This is a genomic window from Sphingomonas jinjuensis (genome assembly GCF_014197105.1).
Classification (GTDB): domain Bacteria; phylum Pseudomonadota; class Alphaproteobacteria; order Sphingomonadales; family Sphingomonadaceae; genus Sphingomonas; species Sphingomonas jinjuensis.
This window is the reverse complement of record NZ_JACIEV010000005.1, coordinates 171809-191061: the sequence shown is the minus strand read 5'-3', so window position 1 is coordinate 191061 and position 19253 is coordinate 171809. Positions and strand designations below refer to the sequence as shown.

Annotated in this window: 23 protein-coding genes; 4 read left to right on the top strand and 19 right to left on the bottom strand. The window is 66.8% G+C overall.

Going from position 1 to position 19253, the window contains the following annotated elements; translation table 11 throughout:
* Positions 1-275: 275 nt before the first annotated feature.
* Positions 276-1031 (bottom strand): Mom family adenine methylcarbamoylation protein, encoded by a 756-nt coding sequence (locus GGQ80_RS10460; RefSeq protein ID WP_183984494.1) that lies wholly within the window; start codon positions 1029-1031, stop codon positions 276-278.
* A gap of 203 nt (positions 1032-1234) precedes the next feature.
* Between GGQ80_RS10460 and GGQ80_RS10455 the strand changes: the two genes are divergently transcribed.
* Both GGQ80_RS10455 and GGQ80_RS10450 read left to right on the top strand, forming a co-directional pair.
* Complete coding sequence (locus GGQ80_RS10455; RefSeq protein ID WP_183984492.1) at positions 1235-1417, top strand: type II toxin-antitoxin system HicA family toxin; 183 nt, start codon at positions 1235-1237, stop codon at positions 1415-1417.
* Positions 1418-1446: 29 nt separating this feature from the next.
* Positions 1447-1902: a type II toxin-antitoxin system HicB family antitoxin gene (locus tag GGQ80_RS10450; protein WP_183984490.1), complete on the top strand. Its 456-nt coding sequence runs from the start codon at positions 1447-1449 to the stop codon at positions 1900-1902.
* 37 nt (positions 1903-1939) lie between these two features.
* Here GGQ80_RS10450 and GGQ80_RS10445 read toward each other — a convergent pair whose 3' ends face one another.
* From GGQ80_RS10445 to GGQ80_RS10425, 5 genes are all read right to left on the bottom strand, one after another.
* The gene (locus tag GGQ80_RS10445) at positions 1940-2128 is read right to left on the bottom strand and encodes a hypothetical protein (protein WP_183984488.1); all 189 of its coding nucleotides are present in this window, start codon (positions 2126-2128) and stop codon (positions 1940-1942) included.
* Between the two features lie 12 nt (positions 2129-2140).
* Positions 2141-2500, bottom strand: coding sequence for a hypothetical protein (locus GGQ80_RS10440; RefSeq protein WP_183984486.1), 360 nt, complete (start codon positions 2498-2500; stop codon positions 2141-2143).
* Positions 2501-2512: 12 nt separating this feature from the next.
* Positions 2513-3022 (bottom strand): TIGR02594 family protein, encoded by a 510-nt coding sequence (locus tag GGQ80_RS10435; RefSeq protein WP_183984484.1) that lies wholly within the window; start codon positions 3020-3022, stop codon positions 2513-2515.
* Between the two features lie 103 nt (positions 3023-3125).
* Complete coding sequence (locus GGQ80_RS10430) at positions 3126-3509, bottom strand: hypothetical protein (protein WP_183984482.1); 384 nt, start codon at positions 3507-3509, stop codon at positions 3126-3128.
* Positions 3510-3529: 20 nt separating this feature from the next.
* Positions 3530-4063, bottom strand: coding sequence for a hypothetical protein (locus tag GGQ80_RS10425; protein WP_183984480.1), 534 nt, complete (start codon positions 4061-4063; stop codon positions 3530-3532).
* A gap of 172 nt (positions 4064-4235) precedes the next feature.
* On the opposite strand from GGQ80_RS10425, the gene GGQ80_RS10420 reads away from it, so the two are divergent.
* Positions 4236-4880 carry a PEPxxWA-CTERM sorting domain-containing protein gene (locus GGQ80_RS10420; protein ID WP_183984478.1) on the top strand — a complete coding sequence of 215 codons (645 nt, stop codon included), beginning with the start codon at positions 4236-4238 and terminating at the stop codon, positions 4878-4880.
* 19 nt (positions 4881-4899) lie between these two features.
* On the opposite strand, the gene GGQ80_RS10415 is transcribed toward GGQ80_RS10420, so the two are convergent.
* From GGQ80_RS10415 to GGQ80_RS10375, 9 genes are read right to left on the bottom strand one after another with little or no spacing between them, the layout of a single operon-like run.
* Entirely contained in the window at positions 4900-8238 is a 3339-nt protein-coding gene (locus GGQ80_RS10415) for a hypothetical protein (RefSeq protein ID WP_183984476.1), read from the bottom strand.
* The gene (locus GGQ80_RS10410) at positions 8238-8474 is read right to left on the bottom strand and encodes a hypothetical protein (protein ID WP_183984474.1); all 237 of its coding nucleotides are present in this window, start codon (positions 8472-8474) and stop codon (positions 8238-8240) included. The genes GGQ80_RS10415 and GGQ80_RS10410 overlap by 1 nt, the downstream gene beginning before the upstream one ends.
* Positions 8471-8788, bottom strand: coding sequence for a hypothetical protein (locus tag GGQ80_RS10405; RefSeq protein ID WP_183984472.1), 318 nt, complete (start codon positions 8786-8788; stop codon positions 8471-8473). Before GGQ80_RS10405 ends, GGQ80_RS10410 begins: the two co-directional genes overlap by 4 nt.
* 11 nt (positions 8789-8799) lie before the next feature.
* Positions 8800-9138: a hypothetical protein gene (locus GGQ80_RS10400; RefSeq protein ID WP_183984470.1), complete on the bottom strand. Its 339-nt coding sequence runs from the start codon at positions 9136-9138 to the stop codon at positions 8800-8802.
* Positions 9138-9761, bottom strand: coding sequence for a hypothetical protein (locus tag GGQ80_RS10395; RefSeq protein ID WP_183984468.1), 624 nt, complete (start codon positions 9759-9761; stop codon positions 9138-9140). The genes GGQ80_RS10400 and GGQ80_RS10395 overlap by 1 nt, the downstream gene beginning before the upstream one ends.
* Before the next feature lie 14 nt (positions 9762-9775).
* Positions 9776-10060 (bottom strand): hypothetical protein, encoded by a 285-nt coding sequence (locus tag GGQ80_RS10390; RefSeq protein ID WP_183984694.1) that lies wholly within the window; start codon positions 10058-10060, stop codon positions 9776-9778.
* Entirely contained in the window at positions 10060-10614 is a 555-nt protein-coding gene (locus GGQ80_RS10385) for a DUF4376 domain-containing protein (RefSeq protein ID WP_183984466.1), read from the bottom strand. The genes GGQ80_RS10390 and GGQ80_RS10385 overlap by 1 nt, the downstream gene beginning before the upstream one ends.
* Complete coding sequence (locus GGQ80_RS10380; RefSeq protein ID WP_183984464.1) at positions 10611-13130, bottom strand: hypothetical protein; 2520 nt, start codon at positions 13128-13130, stop codon at positions 10611-10613. The genes GGQ80_RS10385 and GGQ80_RS10380 overlap by 4 nt, the downstream gene beginning before the upstream one ends.
* Before the next feature lie 17 nt (positions 13131-13147).
* Positions 13148-14836, bottom strand: coding sequence for a phage tail protein (locus GGQ80_RS10375; protein WP_183984462.1), 1689 nt, complete (start codon positions 14834-14836; stop codon positions 13148-13150).
* A gap of 36 nt (positions 14837-14872) precedes the next feature.
* On the opposite strand from GGQ80_RS10375, the gene GGQ80_RS10370 reads away from it, so the two are divergent.
* On the top strand, positions 14873-15193 hold the full coding sequence (locus tag GGQ80_RS10370) for a hypothetical protein (RefSeq protein ID WP_183984460.1): 321 nt from the start codon (positions 14873-14875) through the stop codon (positions 15191-15193).
* On the opposite strand, the gene GGQ80_RS10365 is transcribed toward GGQ80_RS10370, so the two are convergent.
* From GGQ80_RS10365 to GGQ80_RS10350, 4 genes are read right to left on the bottom strand one after another with little or no spacing between them, the layout of a single operon-like run.
* Positions 15190-15609, bottom strand: coding sequence for a DUF6950 family protein (locus GGQ80_RS10365; protein ID WP_183984458.1), 420 nt, complete (start codon positions 15607-15609; stop codon positions 15190-15192). The genes GGQ80_RS10370 and GGQ80_RS10365 overlap by 4 nt on opposite strands.
* Positions 15606-16259: a hypothetical protein gene (locus GGQ80_RS10360; protein WP_183984456.1), complete on the bottom strand. Its 654-nt coding sequence runs from the start codon at positions 16257-16259 to the stop codon at positions 15606-15608. The genes GGQ80_RS10365 and GGQ80_RS10360 overlap by 4 nt, the downstream gene beginning before the upstream one ends.
* Positions 16256-16858, bottom strand: coding sequence for a hypothetical protein (locus GGQ80_RS10355; RefSeq protein ID WP_183984454.1), 603 nt, complete (start codon positions 16856-16858; stop codon positions 16256-16258). Before GGQ80_RS10355 ends, GGQ80_RS10360 begins: the two co-directional genes overlap by 4 nt.
* Positions 16858-19251: a hypothetical protein gene (locus tag GGQ80_RS10350; protein WP_183984452.1), complete on the bottom strand. Its 2394-nt coding sequence runs from the start codon at positions 19249-19251 to the stop codon at positions 16858-16860. The genes GGQ80_RS10355 and GGQ80_RS10350 overlap by 1 nt, the downstream gene beginning before the upstream one ends.
* Positions 19252-19253: the final 2 nt, after the last annotated feature.

The window sequence follows — 19253 nt, the reverse complement described above, 5'->3', positions numbered from 1 at the left end:
CGATGGACGGGCCGCATAAGCAGCTGCTGCCACTGCTTTTCTTTGACTGCAACTGCTCCGATATGGTCGCAGACGATAAGGAGAAGCGCCATGACCGTGCCAGTCGAGTTCCCCGATGGCAGCATCAGGCACGTCCCCAGCGTTACTGTCACAACGACCCGGCGACCAATAGGGCGGCGACCGGGGCCGTCCTCTCACCACCAAGAACCTGCTTATGATCCGAACTGGACCTTTGAGGCAGCGCTCGAAGGGAAATGGTTTGCGCACCCGCGTCGCTAGGCTGGCGGCTGTTCATAGGCCGGCTTGGGAAAGGGCAGCGCCGGATAGCGACAGCCGCGAGCGAACCTCGGCTTGAGGAACCGCAGGTATCGGAACTGACGAAGCCGGTGTGCCACCGCGCGATTGCGGTTGGAACGTAGGTGCGACGCGCGGGGGCTCGACGCCGTCCGGCTGTTGGACATTAGGCTGTCATGATACCACTCGCCATCGAGTTCCCAGAATCGGCCCTGATGCTCGCCGTGGAAGGTAAAGCCCGCCGCTTGGTAGACGGTGCCGAACAGCCCGCAGCGCTCGTCAGCGAACGACTGTATCCATTTCACGGCCGGCCGCACGCGGCGGATCAGCCGGATCGAATAGGCCAGCGCCTTGCTCTCGCTGTTGCGTGGTGCGGCGTCGTCGAGCCACATGCGGTTGAGTTCGAGATATTCGTTCATGGCGGTGCCGGTGACGACGCTCCCGGCTGAGGCGGGGTTCATAGCGAAGCCGTATTGCAGCACGCCCACCAGCCGCCGATCAATCCAGACGCCCAGGTGAAGCGTCGATGCGCGATAGACGCGCCGGCTATAGTGATTGGCTATGATGATGCCGTTTGCGATCTGGCGATCGAGCAGCGCGACGGCGAACGCCTCGTCACCGAAGCCGATCGCGTCGCCCTCGCTATGGGCGAATAGATAGCCGATACCCTCACCCGCCGCGCCACGCGGGCGCGCGAAATCCAACGCCGGGAGCCCGACGCTTAGCAAATTCTCCACTGTCTCGGTTCCATCGATGCCGTCCCGCGCAAGCGGGGCGGGATGACCGGCGTTGCCGCCCGGTCGTGACGGGGGTCTCTACCCCTCGTCGGCTCTGCCGGTGGCCGCCGGCATCACCCGCGGCCTATACGGCGCGCGAAGAAAATAGACAGATATGTCTCTTTTCAATTGCCGGCATAGACGTTCGTGTCTATAACGGCTGCATGAACAGCGATCAGTTCCGCCGCTACCTCGCCAAGCAGGGCACCACCTTCGAGTCGGGCAAGGGCGGCCACCTGATCTGCCGTCGCGAGGGCCGCATATCGGTCCTCCCGCAGCACGGCGGGGCCAAGCAACTCGGCACCGGGCTGATGCGGAAAATCAAGAAAGACTTGGGGATCGAATGATCCCCGCCATGAATGCCAAGGAGGGCAAAATGCAGTACCCGGTTGAACTAACCCCCGACGACAACGACACCGTGATGGTAACCTTCCCCGACGTCCCCGAAGCGTCGTCGTTCGGCGATGATGCCGACGACGCACTGCTTCAGGCGCAGGACGCGCTGGAAACCGCGCTTAACGCCTACATCACCGATCGCCGCGACATTCCCGCGCCGTCAGATGCGAACGGGCGCCCGGTTGTTAGCCTCAGCCTGCTCGCCGCGCTGAAGGTCGGCATCTATCAGCGGATGCGCGCGCGCGGATGGCGCAAGGCGGACCTCGCACGGGGCATGTCGCTCAATCCCCGCCAGATCGATCGCCTGCTCGACCTGACGCACGCGTCGACCGTCGAGCAGCTGGAACATGCAGCGGCGGTGGCAGGCGGCAAGTATCTGATCGAAATGCGTGAGGTTGTCGGGTTCGGCGAGCGGCCGGTTCACGTCAGCGTCTGAGTAGGGCCGACCGCGCGAACGCAGCCGGCCCTATGGGTCAGGCAAGCCGCGCCTGAAGCGCAGCGTGCGAGGCGTCGTTCTCGGCCGCCAGCGACGCCAGACGCTGGCGTAGCTTGCCTTGGTCAGCCTCGCTCAGCACCGCGCCGGCTTCCGCCGCGATGTCGACCGCGGCGGCAAAGGCAGCCTGCGCGGTGCCGATCAGCTTGAGGATCTTCTCGAGGTCCATCGTCCATTCTCCTTACGTGGGGGTCATGTTGCCGAGGGCGCCGATCGCGGTCAGCGCCTGCGCAATCGCGGCGGAGTAGCTGTCGACGTTGCCAGCCTTGTATGCGGCACGTGCGGCGCGCACCGCTGCGTAAGCCTGCTGGTCGGCCAGGCGCAGAGTCGGCTTCATCGCCGCGCTGACCAGCCCCGCGTCGAGCGCAAGCGTCTCGGCTTTCGCCGCCGCCTTGTAGGCGAGCTCGACGCCGGCGAGCGCCTTCTCGTTGATCCTCGTCGCGTCGGCCACCGCGGCGGGTGAGGGCGGGGCGGTCGGCACTGTCAGCGCCGTGCACGCGCATAGGCTCGCCGCGAGGGCGAGGGACAGCAGTCGCTTCATGGGTCGTCTCCTTCAGGCTTCGTTGTTGGAGGTCGGTCGAGCCGGGCCGCCGGCGATCCACACTGGCCCGCCGATCACCGGCGTCCCGCGCGGCCAGCGCCGCGCGATGCAGCGGCTTTTCGCGATGCGGACTATCGACACGCAATCGCCCTGGTTGCCGCCCAGCACCTCGTAATGGGTCTGCGTCTCGCCCAGATAGAAGCCGACGTGCCCGCCGCCCTCGCGCTGGAACACCAGCACCGCGCCGGGAGCGAGCCGCTCTGGGCGGATCGGCGCCTGCCAATCCGCCCACGACTTGGCGCGCAGCGCGATCGGCGGCGGCGTGATCCCGGCGTCCGTCATGCAGGTCGCCGCGAACAGGCCGCACCAAGGCACGCTGTCGGCATTGTAGGCGATGCCGAGCACCTTCGCGCCGAGCCGTTTCGCCCAACCGAGGATCGTCGGGTTGTTGAGCGCGCCGGCCGCCTCGCGCGTGCCGAGCTTCGCCCGCGCGGCGATCAGCCACGCTGGTTCCTTCGCCATGTCGTTCTCCTGTGATAGACGCTTCAAGAGCGCGCGTCGGACTGGGCGGCGCGCTCGGCGCCCCGCCCGGTTTGCGTGTCACTGCGGGCGGTGGCGGGGCGCCTTATTCGACCGGCTTGTCGTCAAAGCTCGGCGTGTTCCGCCGCACCCAGCTGAGCGCGATCGTGATGATGCCGGCGCCGAGCGCACCGATCCCGGTGCCCGTCATCAGCGCCTCGAGCGGCTCAGGACGCCGGGTCAGCACTGCACCGGCTGTGAACATCATGGCGAGGATCGTCACCGGCATGTCGATCGTCCAGCGATGCTGCTCGCGCGCGGTCTGGACGACGTAGAAGCGGACGGCTGCGCAGGCGCACAGCGCGGCGATCATGCTGCCCGCTTCAAACGGATAGCCGAGCGCGTGCCAAACGACCGGCACCGAAGATGCTACGGTCGCCCCCTTGTCACGCACGATCGCAGCCGCGGCGACCGGTAGGAATGCCCCCATGGTGATTGCCCCTCTGATCATCATCGCGTGGACACCACGCCAACGGAGGCGACGAGCGCCAGGAATGCGATCGCGGCCGGGCGCTTCAGCAGGCGAAGTCGCGGCCACATTCGCAACGGGAACGGCTCTTTGCGGAGCTGCTCAATCATCGCGGGTTCGGAAAGCGTGTAGAGGGTCAGAAAGACGAGCCCGAAGCTGATCGCCAGCGGGTCGGTCAGCCGCTTCGCTATCAGGAACCAGGCCGTCGTGACCGGCTCCAGCGGATCCCATCCCCATAGTGACATGGCTTCGACGCCGCATCGCATCGCGATCCCGGTTGCCCCGACCACGCCAATCAGGCGGAAGATAAAGGCTGGAGCCGGCCACCCGTCGCGCTCCTTGTGTCGGATCATGTCCTTCACCAGCTTGCCGACTAGCATCAGGGCGAGGATCGCCGCCGTCGTCATCCAGGCGAGATTGATGGCGACGAGCCAACCGTGGCCGTCGAAGCTGGGCGGGGCGACCGTCATCGGTCCATTCGCGACCGCCTGGACCGCGAAGCTGTTGTTGCTCATGCTGTGCTCCTGAAGGGCGGGGAGAGACGCGACCCGCACGCCGCAGGTGTCCCGATCCGGGATCATCCAAATCGGCGGTAATTCGTTGGTTATTAACGCGTTGACTAACCTCGGCCGCCCGTTGAGCTTTGCGCGCAGGCGAACAACGATTCGCTGAAACAGGGGTTAAATTATGAAAACCGCCGTTACGGCGCTGCTTGTCGGCGCCTCTTTGCTCGCGTCGGCGCAAGCCAACGCTGCTGAATATCTTCTCTACACGGTCTACGGCACCGGGACGGTGAATGTAGATCGTGGATTCCCCTCAGGGGACCGGACCAACTTCTCTACGACGCGCGACACCGTCTTCCAATTCCTGCTGCCCGCAAGTGCCGCGGGCTCACTCTCGACGAGCAGCGGTTTTTACGATCGCCAGACCAATCAGGTCAGCGTCACGGCATCCTCGACCCAGCTGCTTTTCACGTCTGGACAATCGAGCGAACAGTTCGCGGCCAATGTGCAGTTCGGCGCGCGCGTCTCGATCTGTGGCGATTTCTCAAACGGCTTGCCGGCTCAGAGCTTCGTCGCCGACAGCACCTGCTCCAGTGGTAGTTCGAGCTTCAGCGCGGGAAGCGCTGGGCTCACCACCAGCATCAACTATTCCGGCAACGTAGCCAGGGTGTCGGTCGACCGTATCACGGGCGAAAATCTGCGCGTCGGCCTTATCGCGGTTCCTGACGTGCCCGAGCCCGCCACTTGGGCGATGATGCTCGTCGGCTTTGGCATGATTGCGGCGACGGCGCGCTACCGCCGTCGCTCGACCAAGATAGCCTACGCCTGAGGCTAAGCGGCGCGGTGCATCAGAGCACCGCGTCGCGACCGGCGACGTAACCCTGATAGCGCAGTCCGTTGGTATCCCGGACCCCCACGCGGAGCGACCAGACAATCTCGCCGATGCCTTGGAAGTAGAAGACCCACCCAGCGCAGTTCTGACGGATCATCTTAACCCAGTCGGTTTCGAGCTGCTTCGCCAGCGCCGTCTGCGTGTAGGCGAGCAGCGTGTCAGCGTACTGCTTACCGTTGCCGGGATTGGCTGGGTTGCGATCGACGCTGTAGAACGCGCCGTGCTGCGCCGCCGCCTCGTAGAGCATTGGGCGCTTGCCCGCCGCCAGCACCGCGCGGGTGAAGTTGCGCAAGCGTGTGGCTAGGCTGGGCAGTGAGGCGCGGAAGTTCGCGTCGATTTTTGCCGTGGTGAAGTCAGTCGCGGAATAGTCGACGTTCGAGCCATCCGGCTTCATGCTGTCGAACAGGTAGCCTCCGCAGCCCAGGTGAACGAGCCGGGTCCAGAGGGTCGGCCGCCATGCGCGCATAATGTCGAATCCGCTGACACCGTCCGAGGCGAACGTCATCGCGCAGGGCTCGACACGCGCCGCGAAGCTGCTGCCGAAGACGGTCTGCCAGATGTCGAGCAGCTGGTTGTTCCGGTGACAGTGCATGCGCTCGGCCACCAGTGCGCAATCGCCCTCGGTAAAGGCTACTTCCCAGTTGACGTTATCGGGATTGACGCTCGATCCCGCCGGTCGATTGGTCTTGGCGCGCAGCACCACACATCCCATCCCGCCAACAAGGATCAACCATAGGCTGCCGGCCGCCGCTGCGGGCGAGAGAGTGTTGGTTTCGTTTTGCCCGGTGTAGGCTGGTTTGCGGGGGTCTTGCGGATGGGGGATCAGCCCCACCGTCAAGGCTGGCTGCGCACCGTTCCCGTAGAAGCCTGCGGCAAAGCCGCGGATTGCCAGGTTCTGGTTGCCGCGCATTCCCACGCCGTCGTACATCGCGAACTTGCGGTTCTCGTTGCCGAACTCCGGGACAATCTGGATGCTGGGATCGAGCGTGTCGCGCAGCGTAATGCCAGCTTCCTGCATGCCGGCGTCGGTCAGGTCGACCGGGATGACGAACTGCAACTTGCTGAATGTCGGGCGCACCGCCCTGATCGCGTTGCAGGCCAGCGCGATGTCCTGCGTCGACTCGCCGTCAGGGAAATAGTAGCCGGTCTTGCCCTGATCGCCGTAGATCTGATTGGGCTGGCCGCGAGCCTGCATGTGGTCGCGAACGCTGGTCACGGTTTCCTGGTTACCGCTCTGCAGGTTGAGCGTCCGCATTCCATCAGAGTCGTAGACAGCGACGAACTCGGGGTTGATCGCAGCCGTGACGCCCTGCTTCTTGATGACCGGATTGGCCGGGCAGACGCCGCTCCAGGTGAAGGCACGATAGGCGTCGCCGACGTCAGCGTGGTCGACCACGACCGTGCCAGAGCCGTTGCCCGACACGATCGTTGCTCCGCTGCCGTTGACCGGCGTGATGTTGGAGCCGACTGGCAGGGTATAGACCCAGCGGCCGACGAGTTGCGGGACCGTGAACGAGAAATTGCCGTTGGTGCCGTCGCCCACCGCCGCGTATTTGCCCGCATCTGCGGACATCATAGCGTATCGGTAATAGGTCGTGGTCTGGTCGTTCCAGCCCCAGCGGACCGGCGTCGCCCCAGGGTTGTTGATAACGATGCCGCTGGTGCTCGCGACCTCAGGCGTGTCGTTGTACTTCGCGTACTGGACGTCAATCTGCGTCTCAGCGGCAGTCGCGGTGTAGGTAATATCGCTGCCGCTGACCACCGTCTCGCCGACTATCCATGGCCCGTAGGGGTTGCCGCTGCCGGTCTGGCGGGTGCGGTGCTGCAGCTTCGTCGGCACGATGCCGGTGCTGGTCAGCTTGCTGACGAACGTCGGGCCATCGTTGGCGTCGCGCGTGGTGCTGACGAAGTTCAGCGAGCCGAGCAGCTTTTTGGCCGAGACGTTCGTGACCTTGGCGAGCGCGTCGATGTCGTTCTGGCCGAAGCCACCATGGCCCAGACCCCACAGCTGGCCCAGGATCGTCGGGTCAAGCGCGAAGGTGGTGACGTCGGCCGGCGACCAGCCGGGGATGATCGTCAGCGTCGTGCCGTCAGCAGAAATGCGGAACGTGAAGGTGTGCTCGGCGTCGCGGGTCTGGATGCGCGACGGGCCGCGCCACAGACCGTTGCCGTCTTGGTTCACCGGACCCGACGTCGGCTTGATGTAGTAGGTGGCCTGTCCGTTGACGACCTTGACCATCTCGAACGAAATGTTCGGGTTTGCGCTGTTGTCGAACGTCCTGTCATAGGGATTCATGCCGACAAGGATCGCGATGAAGTTGTTGGCGTCTTTCGAGCCAATGATGGGCACGATGGGAATGCCAGAGCCGCCAGTCGTCTCGCGCGGAATGACAGAGAAGGTGCCCTCGGCGGTCGGCGCGCTGAACCCGCTGTCGAAGGCGGTGAACTTCAGGTCCTGGTAGGAGCCGGTGAAGACAGCGTGATTGTTGCCATCGAGCGTGTACTGGTTGAGGGCGTTCTGACCGAAGACGCCCCAGCCCGGCAGGGTGGTGAGCGGGGTGCCGGACGCGCCGCTGAACGACTTCGAGACGTTCTGGCTCTGGACCTGCGCCGCCTCGATCGTCTGCAGCGTGACGGTCACGGTCTGCGTCGCGGTCGAGCCGTCGGCGAAGGTCACCACCAGCGGCAGGCTCCGCGTCGCCTGGACCGAACCGTCGGTCAGCGCAGCGTCCGCGACCGAGAAGTTCGGGATGGCGCTATTCGGAATATAGACGTTCGAGGCGTTGGCGCCCGACCCGGCCGCGATCGAGGCGATCGGCTTGTTCGCCTCAACCTTGTAGAACTTCCGCGTGTTGCCGGGCTGCGCGTAAGCGTTCGGGCTCGTGATCCCGCCGACGATATCCGGCGTCGCCAGCGTGACCTCGACACTGATCGTGTCGGTGCCATCGGTGAAGGTATAGTCGATCGCGCCTGCGCTGACCGCCGTCGTGCCGCGCACCAGCGGGTAATAGCTGTTCGACCCGCTACCGACGAGGTCGCCGACGACGAACCGGCCGTCGTTCGGGCTCCCGGTCGGCTTCTGATTGGCGCCGAGGAACCGGCCGACCTCGAACCCCGCGCCGGCCGCCGTGGAGCAAGTCAGCGTCCCGGTGATGGTCATCGGCACGTCCGGCGTGGGGCCGGTGCCGGTGCCAGCCTCCAGGGCGGTCACGCGAACGGCAAGCGCCACCTTCTGGGCAGTCAGCGTTGCGACCTGGCCCTTCAGCGACAGGATCGTTTCGTTCACGCTCGGCATCAGTGCGCCTCCAAATCTGCAATGCGGGGTTCGAGATCAGCGAGGTCGTCGCCGAGGGCGGTCAGATTGTTCTGGAAAGAACCGACCAGCAGCGTCATCCCGATCACCTGTGAGACGTCGAGGCTGCTGTCGTCCGGCGTGTTGTCCAGCGTGGCGATGGCGCCGCCGATCTCAAGCGTGGGCAGCACCTCGATCTCGAAGACCCAGGTCGGCCGAATGGTCAGCTTCGTGCTCATTCGGTCACATCCTCCAGGATCTCGATGGTCATCGTGTCGGTGGAGATGCGCTCGCGGCCGCGCTTCAGTTGGATGTCCCAGCGCCAGTCGCCGACCTGCCAGTCGATCGTGTCGGCTGAGAGCTTGAAGGCCGGCTCGTCGTTACGCGTCACCGCCTCGACCGTGATCGGCTGGACGATGTCGCGCCCAAGCCGCGCCTCGCTGGTGACGACGACGCCGAGGGCGACGACATTGACGGCCAGGCCGGTCTTCTCGTCGCGCACGACGAAATAGGCGAGCAGGGTGTCGCCCTGCTTGCGGGTGATATCCGCCACGGCTGTGCTCCTCAGGTGTAGGTGACGGTGATGACGCTGTCGCGCGGGCTGTTGACCGCGCCGGCGAGCACCTCGCGGACGGCAAAGCTTTCGATATATCCGGGCTGCTTGCCGCTGCCGCTCGGGTTCATGACCCTGAGAACCGCAGTCGTGTCGTCGACCTGGTAGCTTGTGCTGCTCGTACCCTGCGCACCGAGCCCGCCGGGAGCCGACAGCGTTGAACCCGCGGTGCGGCTCAGCAGGGCGACGTTGCCGCCTGTTGCGGCGGGCAGCGTCACGCTTCGGTCCAGCGCGCGCAGCACGATCGGCACCGCTGCGCCCGCGCCTGCCAGCGCCATTCCGGGCAGCATCAGCCGATCGCCTTCGTCAGGCCGGTCACCTCGATCCGGTCGGCCGCCTTGACCACGAAGTAGAGGCTGTCACGCGCGCCCGCTGCCGTCGAGAGCGTGACCGTCGATGTGTTTCGCCAGGCGCTGCCGAACGCGAGCTGGCGCCCGCCGGTGCCATCCTGGACGATCTCGATGAACCCCGATTGCCCAGGCTTCGCACGCGACGGATTGCCGAGCGTCCGGTTGCCCCCCAGCGTGACGACGCCGTTGAGCATCGCGCCGAGGTCGATGGCGATCGTCGACTGGTCGGTCAGCACCACCGGTACCGCAGCGTCCCATACCGCCGCGCCGGTCAGCGCCTTGGCAGCAGCGCTGCGGAACTCCGCGGCGGTCGCCGTGCCGAGCAGCGCCGCCGCGCCCAACGATAGGGCGACGCGCATCGCAGCGGCATCGTCGACGCCGATGGTGATCGTGTCGCTGGCGTCGTTGATCGCGAGGCCGAGGCCATCCTCGGCGCGGAGCAGCGCCCCGACCACGTCGCGGACCTGCTCGTCGGTGTAGCCGTCGAATGTTCCGCCGGCAGCAAGCCATTCGGCAAGGGGGCGCTTCTGGCGAGCCATCTGGCGCGCGGGACTGTCGGCCATCAGTGTCTCCGGGGTCAGGCGGTGGGAGCCCGGCCAATGCAGGCCGTCTCGACGTTGCGCAGGCAGTGGCCGGGCGCGGCGCCCAGCAGCTCGAACAGCCCGTCGATCGCCCAGGCGACCGGCGTGGCCCACGGTGCCCCACGCTGCAGCCCGCGGCCGACGTAGCTGGAGATCGTCTCATCCGCTGACGGGCAGGTGTCGGCCAGGCCGAGGAAGAAGAAGGGTCCGACGATCAGCACCTGCGCCAGCTGGTCGATCGAGACGAGGATCTGCATGATCCAGGCGGCGAGGCGCTTCATCATGCCGGCCACCCGCCGGTGATGTCGATCGCCTCAACCGCCGCGGCGCTCGTCGCGGCCTTTACCGCGGCTGCGAGCGCCTCCGCACGCTGCCGAACCGTGTTGATGCGGGCGGCTACTGCGATCCCCACCCCCAGCGTACCTGCGGCGTCGAGCACCTCCACCCGCTCGCCATCGGCCTCGACGAAGGTGAAGGGCTGCTGGAAGTTGGTGGCACCGAAATTGATCGACGTCAGCGCCAGGACGTGCGCCGCGATAATCAGCTCGCGAGAACCGGCGTCGGTCTTGACGCGCCCGCTGGGCGTATCCGCCCCAGCCGACGCCACCACCGCGCTGCGCTGTTCGATGCGCGCCAGCGCCAGCGCCTGCGCCTCCGCCAGCTGCTCGGCCGGGGTTGGCCCGGTATCGCTGTCGTCAGGGAGGTCGACGGCGTCACCGCCATCCTCGAACAGCACGCGCCAGCCGCCATCCCAGGCGAGGACGGTGAGGACCACGCGCGGCGCGGTATGTTCGTCGGGCGCCCAGAAGTCGCCGACCTGAGGCAGGTTCGTCATGCTTCCTCCACGCCGAGCAGGGTGGTGCCGGTCGCGATCGTCATGGCGACCGTGCCGACGTTCTCGATGGCGAAGCGCACCACGTTCGCGGCGCGGCAGACGCCGCTGGTGATGTAGAGGTCAGTCGCCGATGGCTGCCGAGCCGGGAAATAGGCCCGGAACGTCATGCCGATCGTCGCGCCGGGGCAGGGCACGTCGTGAGGGACGGCCTGACCCGGCTGGATGACCTCCTGCTGGTCGGAGACATACTTCGCCAGCACGCCGCGCACCGGCGGTGGCGGGTTGAAGTTACCGGCGCTGGGCGGCGCCCCGTCGGGGAACTGGTTGCCCGTCTTCTCGCTCTTTGGCGAGATGACGCCGACCTCATTCCCCATCGCCGCGAAGGCGGCGAGCCGCTTGTTAGGATCGCTGACGCGGTTGTCGTTGACGCGCAGTTCGACGTCGCCCTTGCGGCCGATGATGGCGACGCTGGCGCCGACCGATCGCAGGCCGCAGTCCACCAGCTCGTTGCGGCTGAACGAGCAGTCGATGGTGGTGTCGTCGTGGAGCAGCGTCGCGCCCGTCTCCAGGCCGCCGCGGAGCCAGCGGTTTTCGTCGATCGTCACGCGCCGGCTTGCATAGCCTTCGAGATTGCCGAGCAGGATGGCGTCGACTTCCTCATGCTGGTTGCCGCGATATTCGACCCCACACGCTCCGCGCAGTCGCATGGGCTTGCTGACCTTACGCAGGTGATTGTGAAGGATCTGGATGTTGTGGTCGTTCGCCTGGCCCGCGATCGTCGCCGGGGTGACGCCGCCGTTGACGTCAAAGCCGAGCACGCCCTCCTCGATCGTGTTGCCCTGCATCAGAATATCGAGGCGGCCGGCATAGTGGTCGGGCGGCCCGAGGTTCCCGGTCATCGCAGCGCCGGTGAAGTCGCGGAAGGCGTTGAACAGTAGCTTGATCGTGTTCGCCTGGTCTGCGCCAGTGTTGCGCAGAGGCTCGATGTCGATCGGCCCCGGCATTCCGGGCAGCGTCATGCGCATGAAGGTCGAATATGCGACCCACATACGAGCGATGCTTTCCGCCGAGATCGCGTTGCGGTTCTGCTTCAGAATGCCGTCGAATAGCGATGACATGACCCGAAGGTCGAAATTCTGGGCAACATCGGTGGGCTTGAAGCCGTGCGATACATAGAGTGCGTCGCCCTGCCAGCCGAAGAAGCCGCATAGCTCGAATGTCAGGCCGGTGACGCCGGCAAAGGCGCAGAGATGATTGTTCTCGACGAACCCGTTCGTCTCCACGGAGCCGTAAAAGCCCACCCGGCGCGCGCCGATATCGGCGAGGTTGTCGTTCGGATCACCCGACCGGCTGTTGCCCATCAGGATATAGCCCTTGCCCCGGTTGTAGATCCGGGTGCTGCGCGGACCATCGCCTTCCAGGAACGTGCCGCTTCGCACGTTGCCCGGCGACGAGTTGAGCAGATCGAAGTCGTTGGGGCCGCCGGTAGCGACCTCCGGGTTCGTCCAGGCACCGCAGTCGAGATAATAGTCGCCGCTCTTGTCGAGCCCCCCGAAGCGCGTGCCAGGCAGCAATAGCCGCCGGTACCCGTCGCTCATCAGCGAGGCGAGCGCGTTGTTGTGGTCGGGGTCATTGCGCTGCCAGGCATCGTCGAGCGCGATCTGTTCGCTCATCTTCTGACGCGCGCTCTTGCCGATGCTGAACATGAAGCGGTCGAGCGCCGTGCTGGGGTCAGGGCCGACCAGCTTGAAGCTGTGCACGGTGAAGATGTCGCCGGCGTCAGCGCCCGAGGTCAGCACGATTGGTGCGACCCCGCCGGGAGCGGTAAAATCGATCAACCCCAGCTCTTCACCGTTCAGCTCGATAACTGCCGCATCGGTGTAGCTGAACGCGTACTTCGGATCGGAGAAGTCGCCTTCAGCAGGGAAGCGCGTCTGCCCCTGGGTCGCGGTGATGTCGACGCGATCGGGCGTCGCGGCGTCGCGGCCCGCCGGCCCCGCTGCGCCCGACACCGTTACCTCGACGATGCTGGTGCCGATCTGGAACTGCGCGCTGCCGCCGAAGTTCGGCCGCTGCTGCGGCACCCCCGGCAGTCCGCCGGGATCGCTCGCGCCGTCGGCGCCGCTCACCGCCGCCAGCGCCCAGAACTCGCCTTCGAGCCACACCGACCGGTCGCCGCCGACCGGCGTCACCTGAAGATCGTAGGCGAGAACGACGTCGTCGCCCTGCTCGCCGAAATAGGGGAGCGCCGCCATCGTCGCCTCGGCGACGCGGATGGCGATCGTCGTGCGGAAGCTGCGGCCACGCTCCTCGCTGCGCAGGACGATGATGCCCTCCGCTTCGGGATCGCCAACGGTCCGAAGGTCGACCAGCGGCGCGCCGGGCGCGTTCGGCGTCTCGCGTACCTGCAACCGGAAGGCCGCGGCGCTCAGATCGTGCGGCGCCGTCAGCATGATCGTGCGCGACAGCGGCTGGAAGCGCCGGCCCCCGAGGGGCAGGCGGGCGACTTGATCCATGCGGGAAAGCCTTCCGGTTACGGCTGCTGTTGCAGCTGGTCGACGTCAGCGCGCAGCTGCTCGAGGAACGTGCGGTCGTAGCCGTCGATCGAGCCGGCCTGCCCGGCATAGTCGGCGGTGCCCGCCTCGGCCGCGTATTCGACCTCGGTATAGGGCGGATAGTAGACGGGGATGCTGAGGTCGGGCGTCGGCGGTGCCTTGCCGGTTTGGCCGAGGGCGAACTCGTGCTTGCCCGGCGTCTCCGAGCGGCAGGTCAGGGTCACTCCCATCGTCGCCGCGTCGATCTCGCGCCCGCGGACGATGACGTTGCGCCCGACGAGCGCGGCCTCGGGGATCTCGATCGTCAGGCAGTCGCCGGGGCGGTAGCCGAGCGCATAGACCTTGCAGGGCAGCGTGATGCCGTCGAGCTCGCGCATGTTGAGCAGGTGGTAGAGCGCGAGCTGCGCGCCCTGGTCGACCTGCTGCACCAGCGGCAGCTCAATTTCAGTCGGCCGGCTCCCGCCGTCCGCGGCGACATAGTCCGGCACCGCCACCGCATCGAGCGGCTGGACCTCCCAGCCGTGGGTTTCGAGGCGGACACGGGCGATGATGGTGTTGCGACGCGAGCGGCGCGGCGCCGACGATGGCACGTCGATATCGCCGGTGATGTCGGCCGTCGTGATCGTCCCGATCGACACGCGCGGGGCATTGAAGGTGCAGGAGAGCAGCGCGTTGACCGGCATGACCTCGCCGCCGCCGGCCTGTGCGATCATCTTCAGCACGTCCCAGCTATTGTCGTCGGTCGTGAAGACCTGGCCACCGACCTTCCACTGGTTGGCGTCGCAGACGTTCGCCCATTCGGTGAAGGGCGCGAGATCGATGCCGACGACGTCCAGGCCGCCGCCGGCGATCAGCACGCCGTTCTGATAGCGGCCATAGGCCCAGGTCACCGCATGGCAGGCGGGGTTCTCGCTATAGACGTAGGTCGCCTCGTCGCCGAGCCGGCAGGCACCGCTCCCGCCCGGGACCGACGAGTCGAGCCGCATGTCGTAAGCGAGCATCCCCTCCACCACACGGGCGCGCTGCGGCACGCCGTTCGGGAAGACGTTGTTCTTCTGCGCCTTGTCGAACTTCAGCGTCCACAGGTCGGCTGCGAGCCCCGACAGCTTGGAGGCGGACGTCCAACCGGCGAACGCGCCTTGCGGGCCCGCCAGCGCCCGCGGCTCCGGGCACGCGCCCAGCTGGGTGTCGAGCCACATGAATCCGGCATAGGTGCCGGTCGCCCCGCTGCCAGCGAACGTTACCGGCGCCTTGTCGATCAGGAGCGGACCGACACTTTTCACCGGGCCGAGGCTGAGCGCGGTGACCCAGCTCTCGAACATGTTCTTCGTGCCGTAATACTGACGATGGACGACCCGACCGCCAGCGAGGGTGCGGCCTAGAACGATGGGGATCCCGCTATCTTTGTCGATCGTGAACTTGGTCGGGTTGCCGGCAGCTGTCCCCTTCGGTGCAGTTGCCCCCGCCGCGACCGTCAGGGCGAGAGCCCCAAGGCTGGCTAAGGTGCCTATGGTGGTGAAGGTCGCTGCAGTCGCCACACCAGCGATGACGCCCCCGCTCGCGGCAGCAGCTCCGAGAAGCCCTGCGCCTGCTGCAGCGCCAACACCAGTCGCGATCAGCGCGGCGGCGCCCACGACCAGAGCAGCCGTTTTCAACGCCTTCGACATGAGGCATCGTCCTTTCGACCACATCGGAGAGACGTCGTGATTCTGCTGTTGCTGCTCACCGCCGCTGCGGGAGGCCAAGTCGACAAATTCGAAAGCAGGAAGCCGGTCGCAGACTACGTGACCAGCCGAAAGCTGGAAGACGTCGAGCGATGCCTGATACGGTTCGGATCGCCGCCTCAGGTCTACCGTCAGCCCGATCTACCCGACGATGCCATCATAGTCTGGCCAGCCAGTGGGATCCCCGTCGGCAACGCCGCGGCCCGGGTGGACCTTCATCGCGAAACGGCGGCGACGACAAGGATCAGGAGTTGGTTCGGCGCCAAGGTGGTTACCGACTGCGCCCCGCGGGGGAGTTAACAGCGCCACGCCGCGAGGTAGACGAGGGGCTGCAGGATCTCCGCTCGATCGCTATCCTCGTGCCACCCCAGCACACGTCCGTTGCCCACCGCGACCGTCAGCGCGCCGCCGAAAGGACCCTCCCCGGGCAGCATGATGATATCGGCGACGAGCGCTGCCGCGGGCGTGATCCTCGACAGGCCCATCCCATCAAGGACCTGGTCGAGCGACGAGTGACCGAGCCGCTGAATAGCGCGAGATGCACCAAGGGCTGTGCTGTAGCTCCCTGCGCGCGCCAACGGCGAGGCGTGCCCCATCGCGCGCAGCACCATCGCCGCCAATCGCCCGCAATCATTCCGTCCGAAGGCGAGAGGCTGGCCCTTGAAGCGGTCGACGGCGGCCTGAGCGGCCTGCTGGCGCCGGATCATCTCGATCATAGCTGAGCCTGGATCCGATCGAGGAAGGCGGCGCGCAGCGTTCCCGACGGGACGGACGCGACATTCGACGGCGGCTTCTCCACGCCCCAATAACTCGTCTTCTCGATCCCGCTCATATTTGCGAGCCCCGTCTCACCAGGCCAGACCATCTGGTGCCAGGAATCGGACAGTCGAGCGCCAATCTCCTGGTCGTGAAACACCTCGAGCGCCGACACGCACCGCCATTCGATGACGCGGCTGCCGGCCCCGACGCGGAGGCGGGCATAGTCCAGCTCGCCGGCGAAGACCTGAAGCGGCTCGGGCAGCAGCTGCCCCGTCGCCCGATCGACGACGGCCAGCCACCCCGACACCCGGCCACCCTGCGCCGTCGAACTCGCCAGCGTCGCCGCGGTGACGTCGCTGGGCGGCGCGAAGGTCAGCAGCCACTCGGGCGCTTCATCGGCGACGCCGTCCTGGAGGTTGCCCGCGGCGACCAGCGCACCGAAGCGCTGGTCGAGGCCGACGAAGACCTTCTCGCCCCACGCGATCTCGCCGGAGCCCACGAGGTGGCGCACCGTATAACCGGGCAGCTCAACCTCGACGAGCGGCGCGATCGGCGACAGCCCCTGCCGCAAGGCGGCGCTCATCGCCGGCGTCAGCCGGAAGGTCACGCCCGCTCCTCGATCGAGAAGGTGAAGGGGTCGATGCGGTTGCGCACCCACTTCGCGCCCTTGCCGTCGAATCCGAGCAGCCGCCCCTCGATGAAGGGGCGGTCAATCGCGACGGCCTCATCGTCGGCGGTAAGGAAACGCAGCATCGGCCAGAGGGGCAGGGCCGCGGTGCCGTCAGCACCGACGCGAACGTCGGCGGTGACCATGTGCAGGTATCCCTTCCCGCCGTGAACGATGGTCAGGTATTTTCGGGTCACGATCACCGCGCCCTTCCGAGCGCCGCGAATGCGCAGGGTTGAGCCAGCCTGGCCGCCGCCCGCCACGCGCACCGTCGGACCTGCCGACGACGGGCGGGGCAAATCTGGCTCGTGGACGACCATACGCGCATCCAGTGCCGCGGCAACGGTCAGCGCCGCGATGAGCGCTCGCCCCTGAGCGTCCTGCCGCAGCTGAGCCGTCTCAACGTCGATCGCGAACCGGTCACCCATGCGCGGAATGGCAAGGTCAGGTCCGCCAAGCGCACCCTCCTGCGTGCCGGTGAACAGCCGCTGGCGTATCGCGGCGCTGGCGATGCGCGCCCACGGGATCTCGACGCTCATCAGAAGCGGCCTAGGCGGCGCTTGCCCGCCGCTCGCCGCTCGGCCTCCGCAATGGATGCGCCGCCGGCGGCGCCGCGCGCCGCGCTGCTGCTCGCGAGCGAGTTCATCTGGGCGAGCAGATCCTGCGTCACGACCGCTCCGCGCAGATCGAAGCTGAAGACGGGCGCGGAGCGCTCGGCGTTGTCGTTCCCGGCGAGCAGCCGTCGCGTCTCAGCCGCTGGCGTGATCTTCGAGCCCATCGGCAGGCTGACCAGCTCGGGACCGTTCTCGGCAATCCAGGTGGCGCCGCCGCTGAAGTGCTCGGTGCCCGAGGCGTTCTTTGCCGGCGCCTTGCCGCCGCTGAGCAGGTTCGCCAACTGGGGAAGCGACGACGACACCTTGCTGACCGTCCACTTCGCCAGCAGCTCGGTGATGACGTTCAGCCCCATCTGCTGGAACCGCGACCAGATCGACGACACGCCGCCGGTCATCAGATCCTTGTAGAGGTCGGCCACCGTGCGGACGCCGTTCTCCTGGATCTGCTGTCGACGCTGCTGCTCGTTGTTCCAGTCCTCGCGGCGCCCACGATCGCCGTCGCGAACCATATCGCCGAGCGGGTCGCCAGTGATGCCGAACATCGTGCGGAACTTCTCGCCCTGCGCCTTCTCGCGTCGATCGTTCTCGTCGATGATGCCGCGGAAGGTGTAATCGTCGCCCTGCGCCTTGGTCAGCTTGCCGGCGGCGACCAGCTTGCTGATCTTGTCGAGCGACGCCGCATAGTCGTTCGCCGCCGCGCGGGCTGGGTCGAAACGGCGCGTCACCGCCTCCAAGTCGTTCTGCAATTCGCGCTGTGCCGCCGCTGCGTCTCGCGTCGCCTTGCCGTGCTCCCGCGCCGCGTCGCGCGCGCCGTTGACCGCGCGCTCCGCCTCCCCGACCCGAGCCGAATATTCGGCCTGGGTGATCGAGCCCGCCTTCAGCTCGGCCCGAGCCGTCGCGCGAACCTTGGCGAGATTGGCTTGCGCGCGCTGAAGATCGGTCGTCGCGGCAATGCCCTTGGCGTCAGCATCAGCGAGCGCCGTCGATGCCGACTTGCTTTGCCGTGCGGCTTCGGTGTCGCGGTTGCGGGTGACGGTCAGCTTGCGCAGTTCCGCGTCGTATGCAGCTGGGCTGAGCCGCCCGCTGTCATACCGCTTGTTCAGGTCGTCGACGGCTCGCTCGTAACGACCTGTTGCCGCCGCCGTCTTGTCGAAAGCCTCCGCCACCCGCCGCTGCATCGCCGGGATTTCCGCTTGGCGGAAGGTAACTTGGGCCTTGGCAAGAGACTGCTCCTGCGCCTTCAGCTGGGCGTCGAGCGTCTTGATCCGGCGCTCGATGGTGGCACCCACTGCGCCGCTGACGCTGATGCCGCCGTCGGACGCCGTGTCGTCCATCCGCGCGTCCTGCTCGGCGAGGCTGGCGCGCGCCGACCGCAGTTTCTCGATCGTTGCCGCCCGGGCGTCCAGCGCTTGCTGGCGGAGGGCGGCGGCGGTGCGAAGCGTTTCGGCCTGAGCGTCCTGCTCGCTTCGCGTCTGGCGCTTCGTGGCCTCGTTGAGATCGTTGATGGACTCGGTGAGCGACTTGACCGCCACTTTCTTCTGGTCGGCAGCGTCGCCCGACTTGAGGAAGTGATCCGTCAACGCGCCGAGCAGAAGCAGGCCGCCGGTGATCGCGAGGCCCCACGGGCCGGTAAGAAAACCAGCAACGGCGCCGAGCTTGCCCTCCAAGTGCACCATCTGGCCGGCTGCCTGACCGCCCTGGATCGCCAGCACGCTCAGCGGGTTGGCGCCCATGCTCAGCTGCGTAAACGCGTCCTGCGCCTGAAACGACAGCCCCTGCATCGCCGCGCGGTGGGCGCCGCTTGCACTGGCCGCGCGACCCTGCGCGCCCGTCACCCGATCCAGCTCGGCCTGTTCGACCTTCAGCTTGGCGCAGTACTGATCGAGCGAAATGGCACCGGCGCTGACGAGCGACCGCGCCTCGCCAATCTCGCGATTGAAACGCTGCTGAGCGGCGAAGGCGGGATCGATCGCAGCGACGAGGGCGCGGGTGCGGCTTTCCAGCCGCTCCTGCTCGGCGAATAGCTCGCGAAACGCTGCGGCGGACTGCCGCGCGGTGCCCTCGTACTGGCCGAAGCCGGTGCCGTTCGCATCGTTGATGCGCATCTGCACCGACGTCTGCGGCGTGATCGCGGCAATCTTCGCCGCGGCGTTCGCCTGGCGGCGCATGGCCGCCTCGACTTCCTCGCCGGCGCGCTCGTACGAGGCCGCGAGCCGCCGCGCCGATGCGTCACCAGATGCGGCGATGTCGTCGAACGAGCGGGTGACGTCAGCCTTGCCGGTCGTGCCCAGGCGGATGGAAACGGAGCGCTCGGCCATCG